The organism is Hylemonella gracilis str. Niagara R, from assembly GCF_000600295.1.
GTDB lineage: Bacteria > Pseudomonadota > Gammaproteobacteria > Burkholderiales > Burkholderiaceae_C > Hylemonella > Hylemonella gracilis_A.
In genome coordinates this window covers 252,144-270,135 of sequence record NZ_JEMG01000001.1, presented here as the reverse complement: position 1 = coordinate 270,135, position 17,992 = coordinate 252,144, and the positions used below count along the sequence as shown (strand labels likewise).

General features: G+C 66.1%; 15 protein-coding genes. 10 read left to right on the top strand and 5 right to left on the bottom strand.

Annotation, left to right across the window (positions count from 1 at the left end):
- Window positions 1-17 precede the first annotated feature (17 nt).
- The 5 genes from AZ34_RS01305 to AZ34_RS01285 all read left to right on the top strand — a co-directional run bounded on the left by AZ34_RS01305 (window position 18) and on the right by AZ34_RS01285 (window position 6,490).
- Entirely contained in the window at window positions 18-1,361 is a 1,344-nt protein-coding gene (locus AZ34_RS01305) for a hypothetical protein (protein WP_035603957.1), read from the top strand.
- A gap of 105 nt (window positions 1,362-1,466) precedes the next feature.
- Window positions 1,467-2,027: a cob(I)yrinic acid a,c-diamide adenosyltransferase gene (locus AZ34_RS01300; protein ID WP_035603954.1), complete on the top strand. Its 561-nt coding sequence runs from the start codon at window positions 1,467-1,469 to the stop codon at window positions 2,025-2,027.
- Between the two features lie 44 nt (window positions 2,028-2,071).
- On the top strand, window positions 2,072-4,615 hold the full coding sequence (locus tag AZ34_RS01295; protein ID WP_051509436.1) for an EAL domain-containing protein: 2,544 nt from the start codon (window positions 2,072-2,074) through the stop codon (window positions 4,613-4,615).
- A complete protein-coding gene (locus AZ34_RS01290; protein ID WP_035603951.1) occupies window positions 4,612-4,944 on the top strand; it encodes a hypothetical protein in 333 nt (110 codons plus the stop codon). The genes AZ34_RS01295 and AZ34_RS01290 overlap by 4 nt, the downstream gene beginning before the upstream one ends.
- A 136-nt stretch (window positions 4,945-5,080) precedes the next feature.
- Window positions 5,081-6,490 (top strand): MATE family efflux transporter, encoded by a 1,410-nt coding sequence (locus tag AZ34_RS01285; protein WP_081767023.1) that lies wholly within the window; start codon window positions 5,081-5,083, stop codon window positions 6,488-6,490.
- A 44-nt stretch (window positions 6,491-6,534) separates the two neighbouring features.
- On the opposite strand, the gene AZ34_RS01280 is transcribed toward AZ34_RS01285, so the two are convergent.
- Window positions 6,535-6,960 (bottom strand): hotdog fold thioesterase, encoded by a 426-nt coding sequence (locus AZ34_RS01280; protein ID WP_035603948.1) that lies wholly within the window; start codon window positions 6,958-6,960, stop codon window positions 6,535-6,537.
- Window positions 6,961-7,384: 424 nt separating this feature from the next.
- Entirely contained in the window at window positions 7,385-7,621 is a 237-nt protein-coding gene (locus AZ34_RS01275) for a SlyX family protein (protein WP_035603945.1), read from the bottom strand.
- Window positions 7,622-7,889: 268 nt separating this feature from the next.
- Between AZ34_RS01275 and AZ34_RS01270 the strand changes: the two genes are divergently transcribed.
- The gene (locus AZ34_RS01270) at window positions 7,890-9,653 is read left to right on the top strand and encodes a methyl-accepting chemotaxis protein (RefSeq protein ID WP_035603942.1); all 1,764 of its coding nucleotides are present in this window, start codon (window positions 7,890-7,892) and stop codon (window positions 9,651-9,653) included.
- A 55-nt stretch (window positions 9,654-9,708) separates the two neighbouring features.
- Here the strand turns inward: AZ34_RS01270 and AZ34_RS01265 are convergent, their stop codons facing one another.
- On the bottom strand, window positions 9,709-10,668 hold the full coding sequence (locus tag AZ34_RS01265; protein ID WP_035603941.1) for a LysR family transcriptional regulator: 960 nt from the start codon (window positions 10,666-10,668) through the stop codon (window positions 9,709-9,711).
- 187 nt (window positions 10,669-10,855) lie between these two features.
- Between AZ34_RS01265 and AZ34_RS01260 the strand changes: the two genes are divergently transcribed.
- Both AZ34_RS01260 and AZ34_RS01255 read left to right on the top strand, forming a co-directional pair.
- On the top strand, window positions 10,856-12,055 hold the full coding sequence (locus AZ34_RS01260; RefSeq protein ID WP_035603939.1) for an acyl-CoA dehydrogenase: 1,200 nt from the start codon (window positions 10,856-10,858) through the stop codon (window positions 12,053-12,055).
- On the top strand, window positions 12,056-13,306 hold the full coding sequence (locus AZ34_RS01255; protein WP_035603936.1) for a CaiB/BaiF CoA transferase family protein: 1,251 nt from the start codon (window positions 12,056-12,058) through the stop codon (window positions 13,304-13,306).
- 90 nt (window positions 13,307-13,396) lie between these two features.
- Here AZ34_RS01255 and AZ34_RS01250 read toward each other — a convergent pair whose 3' ends face one another.
- Both AZ34_RS01250 and AZ34_RS01245 read right to left on the bottom strand, forming a co-directional pair.
- Window positions 13,397-14,302 carry a DMT family transporter gene (locus AZ34_RS01250; RefSeq protein ID WP_035603934.1) on the bottom strand — a complete coding sequence of 302 codons (906 nt, stop codon included), beginning with the start codon at window positions 14,300-14,302 and terminating at the stop codon, window positions 13,397-13,399.
- Between the two features lie 71 nt (window positions 14,303-14,373).
- Complete coding sequence (locus AZ34_RS01245) at window positions 14,374-15,546, bottom strand: hypothetical protein (protein WP_035603932.1); 1,173 nt, start codon at window positions 15,544-15,546, stop codon at window positions 14,374-14,376.
- A gap of 234 nt (window positions 15,547-15,780) precedes the next feature.
- Between AZ34_RS01245 and AZ34_RS01240 the strand changes: the two genes are divergently transcribed.
- Together AZ34_RS01240 and AZ34_RS01235 are read left to right on the top strand one after the other, a co-directional pair.
- Entirely contained in the window at window positions 15,781-16,848 is a 1,068-nt protein-coding gene (locus AZ34_RS01240; protein WP_231495434.1) for a tripartite tricarboxylate transporter substrate binding protein, read from the top strand.
- 113 nt (window positions 16,849-16,961) lie between these two features.
- Window positions 16,962-17,915: a M14 family murein peptide amidase A gene (locus tag AZ34_RS01235; protein WP_231495433.1), complete on the top strand. Its 954-nt coding sequence runs from the start codon at window positions 16,962-16,964 to the stop codon at window positions 17,913-17,915.
- Window positions 17,916-17,992 lie beyond the last annotated feature (77 nt).

The window sequence follows — 17,992 nt, the reverse complement described above, 5'->3', positions numbered from 1 at the left end:
GCAGCAAGGAGGACCCCATGCGTTTCCCCTTCCTGTCCTTGCTGCCGCCGCCGGGTGCTGCTGCGGTCCGGCGCGGCGCCGCCGCCAGCGCCCTGCTGCTGGTGGCCTGGTCCGCCGCGACCGCGCAGGACGTGTCGCCCACCCTGGACCCGCTGGCCCTGGGCGTCGAGGTGTCACCACCGAATGCGGACCCGGGAGAGGGTTTGGGCCTGAAGCTGGAAGCCTGGGCCCAGACCATGGACCTGCGCCAAGCGCAGGGCGGGGCGGACCGTCTGGGCCGCGCCGTGCTGGATTTCCGCCGTGAGGGATCGATCGGCTCGGACGGACGCTGGGTCCTGTCGGATCGCCTGGAGGCGGTGGAATACAGTGACGGTGGCACGGACGGCATGCGCCGCAACGCGCTGCGCGAGGCCTACTTCAGCGTTCAGGCCACGCCTTCGTGGTACGTGGACGCGGGCCGCATCAACCTGCGCCAGGGCGTGGCTTTGGGCTACAACCCGACTGACTATCTGCGCGAGAACGCGGTGGTGATGCGCAGCTCGCAGAACCCCGCCGCCTTGCGTGAGAACCGGCTGGGCGCGGTGATGCTGCGCGCGCAGTGGCTGGACGAACTGGGCTCCGCCCAACTGGCCCTGCTGCCCCAGCTGAGCGAAACGGACCATTTCGACGACGGCACCTGGGCCTTGGGCCTGGAGCGCACGAATCGCCATGGCGCGGCCCTGTTGCGCCTGTCGCCGCGCACCGGCGAACGCTGGGCCCTGGACCTCACCGGCTACGCGCGCGAGGGCGCCGCGCCGCAGGTCGGGAGCAACCTGTCCTGGACGGCGACCGATGCCTTGTTGTTTCAAGTGGAGTGGACCGGCGGCCAGCGCGCGCCCGTGCCGACCCTGAACGCCGGCACGACCTCGGGGGACGAACGCTGGTTCAACCGCCTGGCAGCGGGCGCCTCCTGGACCACACCCCTGGGTTTGGTGCTGAGCCTGGAGCAGCACTACGCGGGGGATGCCTTGACCGAAGCCGAATGGGAGGACTGGCGCGCGGCAACCGGACCGGCGGCAGGGCGATTGGGCGCCTTGCGCCAGGACCTGCAAGAGCGGCAGGATCTGCTGACCCGCCGGTACGGTTTCGCGAGGTTGGCCTGGGACCGTGCCTTCGGCTTGGCCAGCCTGGACCTCAGCGCTTTCGTGCGGCGCAATGCCGCCGATGGCAGCGCTTTCTGGCAGGCCGAGGCCGTCTGGCATGCCGACGAGCGCTGGGACCTGGGTCTGCAACACACGCGCAGCACCGGCGCAGGCGATAGCGAATTCGGTGCGGCGCCCACGCGCGCCACGCTCGGCTTGTACCTGCGCTGTTTTCTGTAGGGGGACCCGCCAGAGGACGATAATGGCCCGCCGACCGCACCGGAGCATCGCGCCTTGCGACTGTCCGGCCGTACACCGACATTCTTTTGTTCGAAGGCCAACACGATGGGCAACCGCCTCACCCAGATCGCGACCCGCACCGGCGACGACGGCACGACCGGGCTGGGTGACAACAGCCGCGTGCCCAAGGACCACTTGCGCGTGCAGGCCATGGGCGATGTGGACGAGCTGAACTCGCACATTGGCTTGCTGTTGTGCGAACCCATGCCGGACGCGGTCCGCGCGCTGCTGGTCGAGGTGCAGCACGAGCTGTTCAACCTGGGCGGTGAGCTGTCCATACCTGGTTTCGAACTGCTCAAGGCCCAGGCCGTGCTGGCGTTGGACGAGGCGTTGGCCACGCACAACGCCAGCTTGCCCCGGCTCAAGGAATTCATCCTGCCTGCCGGCACGCGGGCGGCCGCTCAGGCCCATGTCTGCCGCACCGTGGCGCGCCGCGCCGAACGCGCACTGGTGGCGCTGGGTGCGCGGGAAGCGGTGCGCCCCGAACCCCGGCAATACCTCAACCGCCTTTCGGATCTGCTTTTCGTGCTGGCCCGGGTGTTGAACCGCATGGACGGTGGCGACGATGTGTACTGGCGCAGCAAGCGCCTGCTCAAGAGTGATTGAGGGAGCGCAGCGTGAACCCGTGGCGGTGTCATGCGATCAGGGCCATGGCCTCGGCCCTGCTGCTGGCCGGGGTGGCGCAGGCGCGCGAGGTGCGCGTGGGGGTCTATCAGAACGAACCCAAGATCTACCAGGATGAACAAGGAGGCGCGGCGGGCATCTTCATCGATCTGTTCGAGGCCATCGCCCGGACACAAGACTGGACCCCAATTTACGTGCCCTGCGCCTGGCAGGATTGCCTGGTCGCGCTGGAGGACGGTCGCATCGATCTGCTGCCCGATGTGGCCTGGAGCGAAGCGCGCGCGCGGCAGTACGACTTTCACCGGCAGCCGGCCTTGCACAGCTGGTCTCAGATATTCCGCCATCCAGACGCCGCTGTCGCGTCGATGTTCGACCTCGAAGGGCAACGCATCGCGGTGCTGCGCGACTCCATCCAGGCCGAATTCTTCCAGGGCCAGATCGAAAGCTTCGGCTTGACGGTCAAGTTGCTGCCGGTGGATTCGCTGGCCCGTGGCTTCGAAGCCGTGGCGCGCGGCGAAGCCGATGGCGTGATCGCCAACCACCGCTATGGCGAGCTGCACGCGCCGCATTACCGGCTGCAGCCCACACCCATCGTGTTCCAGCCCGCGGCGCTGTACTTCGCCGCGGACAAGGGGCGGCACGCGGATCTGCTGCAGGCGATCGATGATGTGCTGACTCCTTGGCAGAAGGACCCGGGTTCCCCGTATTTCTCGGTCCTGCGGCGCTGGAGCGAGCAGACGCCACAGACGCTGATTCCCTCCTATGTCTGGTGGGGGCTGGCGGCACTGCTGGTGCTGCTGGCCTCGAGCTTGGCCGCGGGCCTGTGGCTGCGTCGTCAGGTGAACAACCGCACCCGTGGCCTGCGCGAGAGCGAGACGCGCCTGTCCACCATCCTCGACAGCGTGGAAGCGGCCATCTACATCAAGGGCCGTGATTACCGCTACCAATACGTCAACCGGCGCATCCGCGAATACTTCAAGCGTCCGCTGGACCAGATTCTGGGCCGCACCGACGACGCCTTCTTCGATGCCGAGACGGCGGCCCAGCTGCGTGCCAACGACCGCCGTGTGCTCGAGCACGGCGAGCGCGTGGAGGCCGAGGAGGTCAACACCACCATCAAAGGCCGCACGACCCACGCCTTCTATTCGGTCAAGCTGCCTCTGCGCGATGAGCATGGGAATATCTACGCGCTGTGCGGCATCTCAACCGACATCACCCAGCGCAAGCTGGCCGAGGAGGAGATTCGCCAGCTCGCCTTCTACGATCCGCTGACGGGTCTGCCCAATCGGCGGCTGATGCTGGAGCGCCTGCGGCACGCACTCGACAGTCACGAGCGGCAGGCGCGCACTGGCGCGCTGCTGTTCATCGACCTGGACAACTTCAAGCAGCTCAACGACACCCTGGGCCATGACATGGGTGACCGGCAGCTGTGCGAGGTGGCGCAGCGCCTCTCGGCCTTGGTGCGCAAGGGCGACACGTTGGCGCGCCTTGGGGGCGACGAGTTCGTGTTGATGCTGGAGGACCTGAGTGTCGATTACGCGGAGGCGGCAGCCCAGGCCGAAGCGATCGCGCGCAAGATGCTGCTGGCCGTGCAGCAGCCGTGGACTCTGGGTGACCGTTCGCACCACGGCTCGTGCAGCATCGGCATCGCCCTGTTTCACGAGCCGATCAGCGTCGATGAACTGCTCAAGCGCGCCGACCTGGCCATGTACCAAGCCAAAGCCGAGGGGCGGGGCACGCTGCGTTTCTTCGATCCCCTCATGCAAACTGCCATCAGCCAGCGCGCCGCGCTCGAGTCCGCCCTGCGTGAGGGCTTGGAGCGTGGCCAGTTCCACGTGCACTACCAATCGCAGGACGCCGCCGATGGGCGCCTGATCGGGGCCGAAGCCTTGCTGCGTTGGCAGCACCCGCAACGTGGTTGGGTGTCGCCAGGTGAATTCATCGCCGTGGCCGAGAGCACCAACCTCATCGTGCCGCTGGGCCGTTGGGTGCTGGAGCAGGCCTGTCGCACCCTGTCATCCTGGGCCGCCCGGCCCGCCACGGCGGCGCTGACGCTGGCGGTCAATGTCAGCGCACGCCAGTTCCATGACCCGGCCTTCGTGCCGGACCTGCGAGCCTTGCTGGCCGAGACCGGCGCACCGGCCGACCGCCTCAAGCTGGAAATCACCGAGAGTCTGCTGATCAACAACATGGAGGACGTGGTGGAAAAGATGGCGGAAATCCAGGCGCTGGGTGTGCGGTTCGCGCTCGACGACTTTGGTACCGGGTATTCCTCGCTGGCCTATCTTCAGCGCTTGCCGCTGGACCAGCTCAAGATCGACCGCTCCTTTGTGCGCGACCTGGAAAGCAACCCCAACGACGCCGCCATTGCCCGCACCATCGTGGCCCTGGCGCACAGCCTGGGTTTGCAGGTGGTGGCCGAGGGTGTGGAAACCGAGGTGCAGCGTGAACTGCTCGGTCAGATGGGGTGTGATGCGTGCCAGGGTTATCTGTTCGGCCGCCCCGACGAACTGGCCGTTCTGGAGCAGCGGCTGGCGGTCGACAAGGCGGACACGGTGCAACAAGCATGAACCTCAAGAAACATATCCTGGGGCTCATGGCCCTCTGGCTGTCCATGCCTCTCTGGGCGCGGACCGAACAAACGGTCAACTACCGTTGCGAGGCCGTGTACCAACCCGCGCGCAGCGTCTGGGTGCGCAGCGTGGACCTGGCCCATGATGGCAACAAGATCACCGAAGTGCGCATCGACGGCGTGCCGGTCTACAGCTTCAATGTGCATGGTCCGCAGGTGCTGACCGCGCTGGACAACGAGCGCATCGTTTTCGACGCGCAGCGGCTCAGCTGGGAAAGCGACTGGCGCGGGGTGATGCAATCCAGCGGACGTTGCGAGCGGGAGTAGGCGGGCACAATCGGCGAATGCGGTGGAAGCGGCCCGTTCGCTCGAGTCGGTTCGGGCCGGCACGACTGGTGATGTCGCCGACATTTCGGTCCACTCAAGCCCCGCGCGACGACAACACGGCGTACACGCCCATGCCATGACGCAAGAACAACAGGCCATCACCCCCGCATCACCTCCGTCTGCGTACTCCACCGGCTTTCCTAGCGGCCGACCTCTGTGGAAAACCTATCTGCTGTTCCTGGGGCCCATGGTCCTGGCCAACCTGTTGCAGTCGCTGTCGGGCACGGCCAACAACATTTTCGTCGGCCAATTGCTGGGCACGCAGGCCTTGGCCGCAGTGGCCGGGATGTTTCCCATCCTCTTCTTCTTCATCGCGCTGATCATCGGCATCGGCGCGGGCGCCTCGGTGCTGATCGGCCAGGCCTGGGGTGCGCGTGAAACGGGGAAAGTGAAAGCCATCGCGGGTGCGGCTCTGTGCCTGAGCCTGCTGATCGGCCTGGCCGTGGGCGTGTTCGGCGGTCTCTACACCGAGCCCCTGTTGCGAATCCTGGGCACGCCCGACGATGTGTTGCCCCTGGCCCTGGGCTATGCGCGTCCCGTGCTGCTGGCCATGCCGGTGCTGCTGGTCTTCATTCTCTACACGCAGTTGCTGCGCGGCGTGGGCGACACGGTAACGCCGCTGTACGCATTGCTGCTGTCCACCGTCGTGTCCTGCCTACTCACGCCGGCCTTCATCCTGGGCTGGCTGGGCCTGCCGCGCCTGGGTGTGGCCTCGGCGGCGGTGGCGGCCATCGTTTCATTCGTGGTGTCCCTGGTCTACTTGGTCTGGCATCTGCACCGCCGCAGGCACCCACTGGCGCTGGACGCGCGGTTGTTGCGGGCCTTGCGCCCAGACGGGCATTGGCTGCGTCTGGTGCTGCGCCTGGGCCTGCCGACCTCGGTGCAAATGATCATGATCGCCCTGTCCGAAATCGCGGTGCTGTCCCTGGTCAATGGCTTTGGCTCGGGCGCGACCGCCGCCTATGGCGCGGTCAACCAGGTGGTGAACTACGTGCAGTTCCCGGCCTTGTCCATCGCCATCACGGCCTCCATCCTGGGTGCGCAGGCCATAGGCGCCGGGCAACCCGGCCGCCTGAACGCGATCATGCGCACGGGGCTGGCGTTGAATCTGTTGATCACAGGTTCACTGGTGCTGCTGGGGTATCTGGCCTCGCGTCCCTTGATGCGGATGTTCATCAGCGACGCCAACGTGGCGGGTATGGCACAGAGCCTGCTGCACATCATGCTTTGGAGCTGCCTGGTGTTCGGCTTTGCCGCCGTGCTCGGTGGCGTGATGCGCGCCAGCGGCACGGTGCTGGTGCCGACGGCCATCGCCATTGTTTGCATTGCCTTCATCCAGGTACCGTCGGCCTGGTTGTTGAGCCGGCAGATCGGTATCGACGGCGTGTGGATGGCCTACCCCATCGCCTTCTGCGCCATGCTGCTGATGCAAGGGGCCTACTACGGCCTGGTCTGGCGCAAGCGCAAGATTCACCGCCTGGTCTAGGCCGGGGACACCCGTTTTCGTTCGCACTCAGCGTCGGCCTGCCTTCAGCGTGGTGTCAGCACTGCCATCGTGATGCGCGAGATGCAGACCATCTCGTCGGCCTCGTTGCGCAGCTCGATCTGCCAGACATGGGTGCTGCGCCCGATGTGGATGGGCCGCGCCACTCCGGTCACCCAGCCGCCGCGGGCGCTGCGCAAGTGGTTGGCGTTGATGTCCAGGCCCACCACCTCCTGGCCTTCGGGGCTGGCGTAGTAGGCACCCATGGAGCCCAGGGTCTCGGCCAGCACGACGGACACGCCCCCATGCAGCAGGCGCATGGGTTGCATGGTGCGCGCGTCCACCGGCACCCTGGCCTTGAGGTAGTCCGGCCCGATCTCCAGGAATTCGATGCCCAGGTGCGTGATGGCGGTGTTCTGCGCGTACTGCGTGGCGGACTCGACGCTGACGGGTTTTTTCCAGATGGCGGTCATGGTGATGTGACAGTGAAGACGATGCCCAGATTATGCGAAGGAGGGGCCCGGCGCGCCTAACCCTGACGCGGAGGTGACACCCAGGACTGGGCAGCGGGAATTCCGTGTGTTGCGCCGTGCAAACCCTGGGCCGCGTGCGACGTGCTTGGCCTGCTGCGTCCGGCGCTGGCGTTAGACGAGCCCTCGCAATGTGCCCGGCAAGAAACAGGAGCTGTCGATCAAGAAGCAAGAAACCGCGGCACGCGCAAGCACGTGACTAAGTGCTGAACCCGGACATGACGACCAGCCTGGACAGATGTGTGAACTCCGCGCGCCCGCTGGCACAGAAGTCAATGGCTGACCAAAAAGCAGAGGGTTCCATTGCAAAACGGCAATCGCTTGCCTGCCGTGTCGGTTGGGGAGATCGTGCCCGGAGTCCTCGACGTCAGTAGTGCGGAGGCCGTTCGTCGCTGGCGTTCTGCCTTGTCGTGCCCTGTGCGGGGTCAGGCTCGGGCAACTGCTTGCGCAGATGGTTGATTTGCCGCTGCAACAGTTCGATTTGCTGTTGTTGCTTGTAGATCGTCAGGTTCAATTGTTCCAGCAAATCCTCGGCAAAACTGGCCTTGATCTCCAATTCGTCCAGCCGAGAGGCCAGGGCGCTGTGTGGGTGTGGGTGGGTCATGCCGGATAGCTGAGTCTGGTGAGGGCATTCATTCTGCAGCAGTCATGGAATGAATCCCGTTTGCGGTTCGCCGATGCACTCGGTGCCTGTTTCCTGAGGCGTAGGGGCGGGGGCATCCAGGGGGGTTTTGATTGACTCGGGAGCACTCCATGGTTTCTACTGTTGACTCGAATAAATGGATCGCGTCCATTTACAAGGACCCTACTGGGTTCATGCGGTTATCGCGTCCACGCAAAGCGGCGCTTCAAAATTTGAGAAAGGCGAACTCATGGCGTTCACCAATCTGAAGATAGGCTCACGTTTGGCTTTGGCCTTCGGCATCCTGCTCTTCATCACCCTGGCGGTGGCGGTGCTGGGTATCTGGCGACTGGACACGCTCAAGAACACCAGTGAGCAAATCGCCACGGTCGAGATGCGGCGCGCCTTGCTGGCTCAAGGCTGGAGCGCGCAGACCACCATCAATTGGATACGCGCCTCGGCCGCCTTGAAGACGCGGGACGCTGCCTACCAGGAACAACTGGCCAAGGACATGGCGGCCACGTCCAAGTCCATCAGCGAAGACCAGAAGGAGCTCGTCGCCCTGATCAACGATGACAAGGGCAAGGCCCTGATGGAGGCGGTGGCGGCCAACCGCAAGGTCTACATCGAAGCGCGCGCCGCCCTCATCAAGCGCCAGCAGGCTGGCGAGGACATCATGAGCCTGGTCGATAGGGATCTGCTGCCCCTGGCCACGGCCTACCTGAAGTCCCTGGATGACGTGGCCGCCCATGCGCGCAACATGTTGCTCGAAACGCAGGCCCAAGCCCAGGTGACGGCGCAACGCAGCCAGCTCGGGCAAAGCATAGGGGTGGCGCTGGCGGTGCTGATCGGCGTGCTGTTGGCGCTGGCGGTGACACGCTCCATTGTGCGGCCCGTGCGTGACGCGGTGACCTTGACGCAGCACATCGCCGACGGCAACCTGACCGCGCGGCTTGAATCCAACGCCAAGGACGAGATCGGCCAGCTGCTGCGCGCGCTCGACACCATGTCCGACCACCTGCGCCGTGTGGTGACCGAGGTACGCATGGGCGTGGAGTCCGTCAACGCGGCGGCCGGCGAAATCGCCAAGGGCAGTGCCGACCTGTCGGCGCGCACCGAGCAGACAGCGGCCAACCTGGAGGAAACCGCGGCCAGCATGGAGGAGCTCACCAGCACCATCACGCAGTCGGCGGACACGGCCGTGCAGGCCAATCAGCTCGCCAGCAGCGCAGCGACCGCGGCGCAGGGTGGTGGCGCCATCGTTGGGCAAGCCATCGTCAGCATGGGGCAGATCACCGAGTCGTCCAAGAAGATCTCGGACATCATCGGCGTGATCGACGGCATCGCCTTCCAGACCAACATCCTGGCCTTGAACGCGGCCGTGGAAGCCGCGCGCGCGGGCGAGCAAGGTCGAGGCTTCGCGGTCGTGGCGGGCGAGGTGCGGGCGCTGGCGGGCCGCAGTGCCGAGGCGGCCAAGGAGATCAAGACGCTGATCGGGAATTCCGTGCAGGCGGTCGAGGAAGGTTCACGCCAGGTGAGCCAGGCGGGCCAGAGCATGGATGACATCGTCACCAGCGTGAAGCGTGTCTCTGACCTGATCGGCGAGATCAGCACGGCTTCCGCGGAGCAACGCGACGGCATCAACCAGGTCAACCAGGCCGTGGGTAATCTCGACCAGATGACCCAGCAGAATGCCGCCCTGGTGGAGGAATCGTCAGCGGCAGCGGCCACCATGCGCGATCAGGCACAGCGCCTGGCGAGCGTGGTGTCGGTGTTCAACGTGGGCGAGGCCGCGGCCTTGCCCGCCGCTCAGATGTCGGCTCCGAAGCCCGCACCCCTGGCGCGTGCCGCGGCGCCCGCGTCGCGTCCGATGACCAGGGTCGCCGCCGCGGCCCCAACGGCGGCGCCGGCCGAGCCTGCAGCGCGCAAGAGCGAACCCGCGAAAGCAGACCCCAAGCGCCTGCAAGCGACGGCCAAGTCGCAGGCGGACGACGGTGATTGGGACGAGTTTTAAGCACTGCGCAGACGGGGCCGCCTTGGGCTGAGCAAGCGGCGCAAGGCCGTTGTGCTCAGGGCTGAGCCTGAACCTGTGCTTGCGCGATCAGCCAGCGGCGCAGCTGGCCGACCGCGGCGCGTTCCGCCCCGTCCTGGTCTGGCTCGGGCGTGACGTAGTAATAGCTGCGCCCGCTTTTCAAGGGTCGGGGGCAGGCGATGACGAGTTCGCCCCGGGCCAGTTCCTCTTCGATCAGCATGGTCGGCACCAGGGCCAGGCCCAGGCCGCGCGAGGCGGCCATGGCCGTCATTGAAAACAACTCGTAACGCGGCCCCGCCATGGCGCGTGGGGCGTCCACGCCTTGGGCCTCGAACCATTGCCGCCAGGCCGTCGGCCGTGTGCTTTGCTGCAGCAGGGGCAGGGTAGCAATCTGGGCCGGTGCCAGGCCGCGTGCCGCAGTGCCTGGTCGGCGCGCCGTTTGGGTGTCCTGCAGCAGGGCGGGGCTGCACACTGGCAGCACCTCTTCAGGCAGCAGGGGCGTGGCTTGGGTGCCGGCCCAGCGCTGCATCTGCTCGGATGTCCCGGCGTAGAGCGCAGCGTCGAATTCCTGGTCGGCGAACAGAAAGGGCCGGGTGCGCGTTTCGATGTGCACCACCATGTCCGGATGGGCCTGCGCAAGCTGAGGCAGACGCGGGATCAGCCAACGCGTGGCGAAGGTCGCCACGGCGGCCAGCGCAATCACGCCGCCACTGGCACCGTCACCATGGTGTGCCATGACGTCCAGCGTGTCGCGTTCCAATGCAGCCAGCCGTTGCGCGATCTGACGGGCGTAGGCAGCGCCCTGGGCCGTGAGCGCAACGCCATGGCGATTGCGCGTGAAGAGCGCCAGGCCCAGGAAATCCTCCAGCGTGAGGATCTGGCGCGATACGGCGCTTTGCGTCAGCGCCAATTCTTGTGCCGCGCGCGTGTAGCTCTGGTGCCGGGCCGCGGCTTCGAAGCAGGCCAGGGCCTGGGTGGAGGGCAGCTTGCGGCGCATTGGAGATATGCGTGAATCGGATGGACCTTGGTGAGAAGGGCTTGCTTCCTTGCGGATCGCACCTCGTCTTTGGTATTAGATATTCTATTTCCGCATGCCTGAGCAAGAAATACGCGTTTGCCGCAAACCTGACCGCGCACTACCATGCCGCCACATCCCGACCATCCATCTTTCCAGGAGACCACGCATGGCTGAAAAAGCCGCCTTCCAGTGGAACGACCCCTTCCTGCTCGACCAGCAGCTCGGCGAGGACGAACGCATGGTGCGCGACGCGGCGGCGGCTTACTGCCAGGACAAGCTGGCGGCGCGTTTGCCGATGGCTTTTCGCGAGGAGAAGACCGATGCGACCATCTTCCGCGAGATGGGCGAGCTCGGCCTGCTCGGCCCCACGATTCCCGAGGCCTACGGTGGTCCGGGCCTGAACTACGTGGCCTACGGCCTGATCGCGCGTGAAGTGGAACGCGTGGACTCGGGCTACCGCTCCATGATGAGCGTGCAGAGCTCGCTGGTGATGTTGCCGATCTTCGAATTCGGCACCGAGGCACAGAAGCAGAAGTACCTGCCCAGGCTGGCTCGGGGCGAGTGGATCGGCTGTTTCGGCCTGACCGAACCGGACCACGGCTCCGACCCGGACTCCATGGCGACACGCGCCTACAAGACCACGGGCGGCTACCGGCTCAAGGGCAACAAGATGTGGATCTCCAACAGCCCGATCGCGGACGTGTTCGTGGTTTGGGCGCGCGAAGTCAGCGAATCGGGAGCCGTCGGCCCCATCCGCGGCTTCGTGCTGGACAAAGGCATGAAGGGCCTGAGCGCGCCGGCCGTGCACGGCAAGGTGGGCCTGCGCGCCTCCATCACCGGCGAGATCGTGATGGACGATGTGTTCGTGCCCGAGGAGAACGCCTTTCCCGAGGTGCGCGGCCTCAAAGGCCCGTTCACCTGCCTGAACAGCGCGCGTTATGGCATAGCCTGGGGGGCGCTGGGCGCGGCAGAGGACTGCTGGTTCCGTGCCCGCCAGTACGTGTTGGACCGCAAGCAGTTCGGCCGACCGCTGGCGGCTAACCAACTGATCCAGAAAAAACTGGCCGACATGCAGACCGAAATCTCTCTGGGCCTGCTGGGCTGCCTGCGCCTGGGACGCATGAAGGACGAGGGCACGGCGGCCGTCGAGATCACCTCCATCCTCAAGCGCAACTCCTGCGGCAAGGCCCTGGACGTGGCGCGGCTGGCGCGCGACATGATGGGTGGCAATGGCATCAGCGACGAGTTCGGCGTGGCGCGGCACCTGGTCAACCTGGAAGTGGTCAACACCTACGAGGGCACGCATGACATCCATGCGCTCATCCTGGGCCGTGCGCAAACTGGAATTTCAGCATTCGCGAATTAAATGTCTGCCCTGAGTGATCTCAAAGTGCTCGACCTGTCCCGCGTGCTCGCGGGGCCCTGGTGCACGCAGATGCTGGCCGATTTGGGCGCAGATGTCATCAAGGTCGAGAAACCCGGCGAGGGCGACGACACGCGCCAGTGGGGTCCGCCGTTCGTGCGGGACGCGCAGGGCCAGTCCACCCCGCAGTCCACCTACTTTTTGGCGTGCAATCGCAATAAGCGCTCCCTGACCCTCGACATCGCCACGCCCGAAGGGCAGGCCTTGATCCGCCAGATGGCCGCGCAAAGCGATGTGCTGGTGGAGAACTTCAAGGTCGGTGGGCTGAAGAAATACGGCTTGGACTATGAGAGTCTGAAGGCGATCAATCCGCGCCTCATCTATTGCTCCATCACCGGCTTCGGCCAAGATGGTCCCTATGCGCAGCGCGCGGGCTATGACCTGATGATCCAGGCCATGAGCGGCATGATGAGCATCACCGGCCGGCCCGATGGTGAGATGGGCGGCGGGCCGCTGCGTGTGGGCGTGGCCATCACCGATCTGTTCACCGGCCTGTACGCGGCCAACGCCATCCTTGCCGCCTTGAGCGTGCGCGACAACGCGAAAACCGGCACGGGCCAGGGCCAGCACATCGACATGGCCCTGCTGGACGTGGGCATGGCCGTGCTGGCCAACCAGGCCACGGCCTACCTCAACACGGGCGAGGTGCCGCAGCGCCAGGGCAACACCCACCCGAGCTTGACGCCCTACCAGGACTTTCCGACGGCGGACGGCGCCATGCTGCTGGCCATTGGCAATGACGGACAGTTCCAGCGTCTCTGCGCCGCGGCGGGCCGGCCGGATTGGGCGAAAGACGAACGCTTTGCGCGCAATACCCTGCGCGTGCAACACCGTGAGACCCTCATTCCGATGCTGGCTGAGCTGACACGCACGCGCTGCACCGCGGACTGGGTGGCGTTGTTGGGTGACCAGGCCGTGCCCTGTGGGCCCATCAACGACATCGGCACGGCCTTCGCGGACACGCAGGTGCAAGCGCGTGGGCTGCGGGTGACTCAGCCCTGCAGCCCGGCGGCGCAGGCGCGGCTGAACGTCGACAGCCTGTACACCGTCGCCAGCCCCTTGCGCTTGTCGGCCACGCCGCCCGTGCTGCGCAACGCGCCACCCTTGCTGGGCGAGCACACGGACCAGGTGCTGGCCGAACTGGGGCTGGACGCCGCGCGCATCGCGGCCTTGCGGCAAGCCGGCGTCGTGTGAGGGCGCGGACGGACCGTGTGTCCTCGCGTCTGCCCGGTTGCCCTTCTGCCTGTTTGTGCACGGCAGTGTGCGGGTGTCGGCGCCACGCCGTCAGGCCTTGCGGTTCACCAGCACGATGCCCAGGGTCACGCCCAGCAGGGCCAGGGTCAGCTGCGCCGTCAGCGGTTCACCCAGCAACAGCACACCGGCTACCAAGGCGCACAGCGGTGTCAGAAAGGTGAAGGACGAGAGCAGGGTGGCCGGGTAGTGCCGCAGCATCCACATCCAGGCCAGGTAGCTGGCGAAGGCGCCGACACCGGCTTGCAAGGCCAAGGATCCCCAGGCCCAGGCCGGGTAGCTGAATGACCAGGCCTCGCCCAGGAACAGCGAAGCCAGCGGCGAGACCGCCGCGCTGACGGCCAGTTGGTAGAACAGGGTCTTCTCGGCGCTGATCGTGGCCATGCGGCTGCCACGGATGACCAGGGTGGTCAGTCCCCAGAACAGACCGGCGGCTAGGGCGAAGGCATCACCGCGCAACTGGTCCGGCGTGAGGTGATGCGGCGTGTCGTGCAGAAATCCTTCGCTGAACGCCAGCACCACGGCCAGGAAGGCCAGTCCCAAGCCGAGCCATTGCAGGCCGCGCAGGCGCTCGGTGGGCACGAGACGCGGCAGCAGCAAGGCCACCACGAAGGGTGCGCTGTAGAGGAACACGGTCAGGCGAGAGGCATGGGTGTCGCGCAGGCCCAGGTAGATGCAGACGAACTCGGCCGCGAACAGCAGACCGGCGAGCAGGCCAGCGCGCAAGGAGCCATCCCTTGCGAACAGGGCCACGCCACGCCAGCGGCACCACAGCAGCAGCAAGGCGGTGGCGGCGGCGAAGCGCAGCGTGGCTTGCCACAGGGGCGGGATGGTGCCGACGGTGGTCTTGATGAGGATCTGTTGGAGTCCCCAGAACGCGCAGCACGCGACGAGCAGGGTGGTGGCGAACGTGTCGAGGTGGGTTTTGCGTTCCGTCATGGCGGGGCGGATTGTCACTCCGCCCGCGCTCCGGCCCTCAGCAGTCGCAATCGACCCGCGTCGCCACCGCGTCAGACCATCAGGTCCAGGTGCTGCATCGTGCCGGCACCGCCGTCTTCGCGGAGGTAGACGCCGCTGCTGCGCAACTGCCCCAGGGTTTCCTGCTTGGCGCCGCGCACCTCAAAAGGGGTATCCGTCTTGCCGAGGTAGAGCGCGCCGACTTGGCGCGCCGCCAGGGTGTCCAGGCGGGGGCTGAAGCCGCCATTGGCATCCAGGTTGGGTGTCCAGATGCTCAGCTTGCTGAAGACAGCGTCGTTCTCATCGATCCAGCCATTGCCATCGTCGTCGTGCAACGCCAGGTCAGCGAAGCCGTCGCCGCTGCGTGTGCCGAAGAGTTCACGACCGTCGTCGATCTGGCCATTGCCATCCAGGTCCAGGGCCAGGTAGCCGAAGTTGCTGCCGGGCAGAGGCAGTTCCTCGGTCTGGCCATCGCCGTCCAGATCGAAGCTGAAGCGCAGGGACTGCAACTGCGCCGCCGTGCCATCGAAGTTGAGGATCAAGGGGTCGACCGGGCGCAGCGCGTCACCCGCGCGCAGCGAGACATGGCTCTCCTCGATGTATTGTCTTTGCATCAGCAGCGCGAGGTCGAAGCGGATTTCGCGCCCGTCCGCCGTGCGCACCACGCCCTGGGCGTTGAACTGCGTGTGTTCGGTCTCGACGCGGATGTCGTGCCGATCGTAGGTCAGGCCCCAGCCTGCGGGTAATGGGGCAGAGGGGCTGGCAGTTGCGTTGACCGCGGCGGCGGTTTGCGGGACGGCGGCCGGGCTGGCCGTGCCCGGGTCCCGCAGCGACTCAGCAGAGAACACGCGCACAAGTCGGCCAGTCAGGCGTTCGATCAGGGAGACCAGCATGCGCAAACGAGGTTCGATGCCGTCATCCGTGGTGCTCTCGTTCGTGGCCGCCTCGGTTTCGTTCGCCGCCGCGTCCGCGTCCGCGATGAGCGCGGCGGCGGGAGAGGGGCTGGCGCCGCGCTCGGCTTGCGCGCGTGCCGCGAGCGCTTGCGCCGCCAGCGAAATAGTGGCGACGGTCAGCGACGGCGACGCGCCGTCCACCAGGAGGTTGCGGCGGCTGGTCGGTGCCGAGGTTGCGTCACCGACCCAGGCGCGCAGGGTCTGGGAAGACCTGCTCCACGCGGTGGTTTCGTGCCTGGCGTCCAGCTGGATCGTGGAGTTGGAGATCTTCATATCGCCTGTATCGGTCGATCGGCGCAGGACTTGACGGCGTCATGCAAAAAAACTTGAGCGGGAAAAACAGCATGAAAACCCTTTTGTTCATGATCAAGTTTTGGAGCAAGCTGCCGTCAGGGTGGCCGCTATGGAGAGCCACCTGCTTCCGAAGGATGACCAACCGGCGACAGTGCGCGCATGGCGCGGCACATGCGCCTGTCTGCGTCACCCCACAACAGACAGGAGACAGGTATGAAACTACAGGCAGCGGCCTTGTGCGCCTCGGGCCATTCGTCCACAGTGTCGATGGGCGTCGCAGAGGATGAGGGGCGGGCGCGTGCACGTCGGCATTTCCTGCGGCGTGGCATGGCCCTGACGGCGGTCTTGGCTGCACCGGCCCTCATCAGTCCCTGGGCACGGGCGCAGGACAGGTTCCCGAGCCGCCCTCTCACCCTGATCACGCCCTGGCCCACCGGGGGCAGCAGCGACGCCGTGATGCGCGCTTTTGCCGATGCCGCCGGTCGGGCGCTGGGTGGCACGGTGGTCATCGACAACAAACCGGGTGCGGGCGGGACCCTGGGTGCCGCGGCCATGGTGAATGCCAAGCCGGATGGCTACACGCTCACGCAGCTGCCGCTGGGCATTTACCGTTTCCCGCACATGCAGAAGACGGCCTTCCATCCGGTCCAGGACCTGACGCACATCGTCTGCCTGACGGGCTACACCTTCGGTCTGGCCGCGCGCCCCGACGCGCCCTACCGCACGTTGCAGGAGATGGTGGCTTACGCGCGGGCCCATCCGGGTCAGGTCAACTATGGCCACACAGGCACGGGCACCACGCCGCATCTGGCCATCGAGGAGTTCGCAAGCAAGGCGGGCATCACCCTGCAGGACATTCCTTACAAGGGTTCCGCGGAAATCCTGCAGGCCATCCTGGGCGGGCACATTCCGTTGATGAGCGGTACCGCTGAATTCGCGCCTCATGTGTTCGCGGGCCGGTTGCGGCTGCTGGCCACGCTGGGCAGCCGGCGCAACAAGGCATTCCCGGATGTGCCGACGGTCAAGGAAAGCGGGTGGGACACGGTGAGCGAATCGCCCTTCGGTATCGGGGGACCCAAGGGCATGGACCCGGCCCTGGTGCGGTTGCTTCACGATGCCTTCAAGAAGACCCTGGACGACCCGCGCGTGCTGGAGACCTTGGACAAGTTCTACATGCCGGTGATCTACATGAACTCGGCAGACTATCAAGCTTACGCCGAACGCACTTATCTCGCGGAGAAAGTCACCATTGATCGCTTGCGCGCCGCAGGAAAGATCTGACGCAGTGCCCGCCAAGGACAGGGTTCTAGAATCTCGACATGTGCTTTTGGAACAGGACTGGTGCGGGCCACAGGGTCGCAGGGCGGATGCCCGCATGCTTTGTTGGAGTCGTGGTGACGTTGAGCGTCTGGGCTTGGCCACCGGGCCGCGCGAGCGCGCAGCCCGCGGAGCCACCCGAGGCGCCCGCATCCTTGGCCGCGCCGCCGACCACGCCACCCGCGCCCGCGTACGCGACCCTTGTCGAGCGTGACGCCCCGCCGCCATTGGCGCAGCGCAAGGGCCAGGTCTGCGAGGAATTCTGGATGCGTCTGCCCAACGTGACCTGGGCCTTGTGCGAAGCCGCGCAATTGCGACCGGGTGAGGGGCGCAGCGCGCGGGGGCGCCCCATCTATGTGCGCGATGTCCAACCCTCGGCGGAGCAGCGCCTGCGGGTGCTGGTCATTGGCGGCATCCATGGCGATGAGATGTCCTCGGCTTCCGTGCCGCTGCACTGGATTCAATTCGCGCAGGCGGAGCCCGAGCAAGGCATCCTCTGGCGCTTCATCCCCGCACTGAACCCGGACGGTCTGTTCGACCGGCCGTCGCGCCGTGTCAATGCCAACGGGGTCGATCTGAACCGCAACTTCCCCACGCCGAACTGGGAGCACGACGCCACCCATTACTGGACGGTGCGCACCCGCAAGGACCCGCGTCGTTATCCCGGCCCCGAACCCCTGAGCGAGCCTGAATCACGGTATCTATTCGAGGAAATGCAGCGTTTCCGGCCGCACCTGATCGTCAGCATCCACGCGCCCTACGGGGTTCTGGATTTCGACGGCCCACAGGAGCCGCCGCGCAAGCTCGGGCGCCTGAGCCTGAACCAGTTGGGCGTGTTTCCGGGTTCGCTGGGCCACTATGCGGGTGTGCACAAGGGTATGCCGGTCGTGACGGTGGAACTGGTCAGCGCAGAACTGACGCCACGCAACGTGGAAATCCGCCGCATGTGGGATGACCTTCACCAGTGGATGGGCATCACCTTGGCGCAAGCCGACGCGACGGAAGACGTGCCGCCTAGGTTGCGACGCTGAAGCGGTCGCACGGCAGGCATACCAGGGCCTGGGCCCTGGCAGTGGGATGTTTGGGCACAGTGGCTCCTGACATCCCA

What these genes read in the sequence shown, in the direction of transcription:
- AZ34_RS01305 (WP_035603957.1), top strand. Translation starts at nt 18, where the DNA reads ATGCGTTTCCCCTTCCTGTCCTTGCTGCCGCCGCCGGGTGCTGCTGCG.
- AZ34_RS01300 (WP_035603954.1), top strand. Translation starts at nt 1,467, where the DNA reads ATGGGCAACCGCCTCACCCAGATCGCGACCCGCACCGGCGACGACGGC.
- AZ34_RS01295 (WP_051509436.1), top strand. Translation starts at nt 2,072, where the DNA reads ATGGCCTCGGCCCTGCTGCTGGCCGGGGTGGCGCAGGCGCGCGAGGTG.
- AZ34_RS01290 (WP_035603951.1), top strand. Translation starts at nt 4,612, where the DNA reads ATGAACCTCAAGAAACATATCCTGGGGCTCATGGCCCTCTGGCTGTCC.
- AZ34_RS01285 (WP_081767023.1), top strand. Translation starts at nt 5,081, where the DNA reads ATGACGCAAGAACAACAGGCCATCACCCCCGCATCACCTCCGTCTGCG.
- AZ34_RS01280 (WP_035603948.1), bottom strand. Translation starts at nt 6,960, where the DNA reads ATGACCGCCATCTGGAAAAAACCCGTCAGCGTCGAGTCCGCCACGCAG.
- AZ34_RS01275 (WP_035603945.1), bottom strand. Translation starts at nt 7,621, where the DNA reads ATGACCCACCCACACCCACACAGCGCCCTGGCCTCTCGGCTGGACGAA.
- AZ34_RS01270 (WP_035603942.1), top strand. Translation starts at nt 7,890, where the DNA reads ATGGCGTTCACCAATCTGAAGATAGGCTCACGTTTGGCTTTGGCCTTC.
- AZ34_RS01265 (WP_035603941.1), bottom strand. Translation starts at nt 10,668, where the DNA reads ATGCGCCGCAAGCTGCCCTCCACCCAGGCCCTGGCCTGCTTCGAAGCC.
- AZ34_RS01260 (WP_035603939.1), top strand. Translation starts at nt 10,856, where the DNA reads ATGGCTGAAAAAGCCGCCTTCCAGTGGAACGACCCCTTCCTGCTCGAC.
- AZ34_RS01255 (WP_035603936.1), top strand. Translation starts at nt 12,056, where the DNA reads ATGTCTGCCCTGAGTGATCTCAAAGTGCTCGACCTGTCCCGCGTGCTC.
- AZ34_RS01250 (WP_035603934.1), bottom strand. Translation starts at nt 14,302, where the DNA reads ATGACGGAACGCAAAACCCACCTCGACACGTTCGCCACCACCCTGCTC.
- AZ34_RS01245 (WP_035603932.1), bottom strand. Translation starts at nt 15,546, where the DNA reads ATGAAGATCTCCAACTCCACGATCCAGCTGGACGCCAGGCACGAAACC.
- AZ34_RS01240 (WP_231495434.1), top strand. Translation starts at nt 15,781, where the DNA reads ATGAAACTACAGGCAGCGGCCTTGTGCGCCTCGGGCCATTCGTCCACA.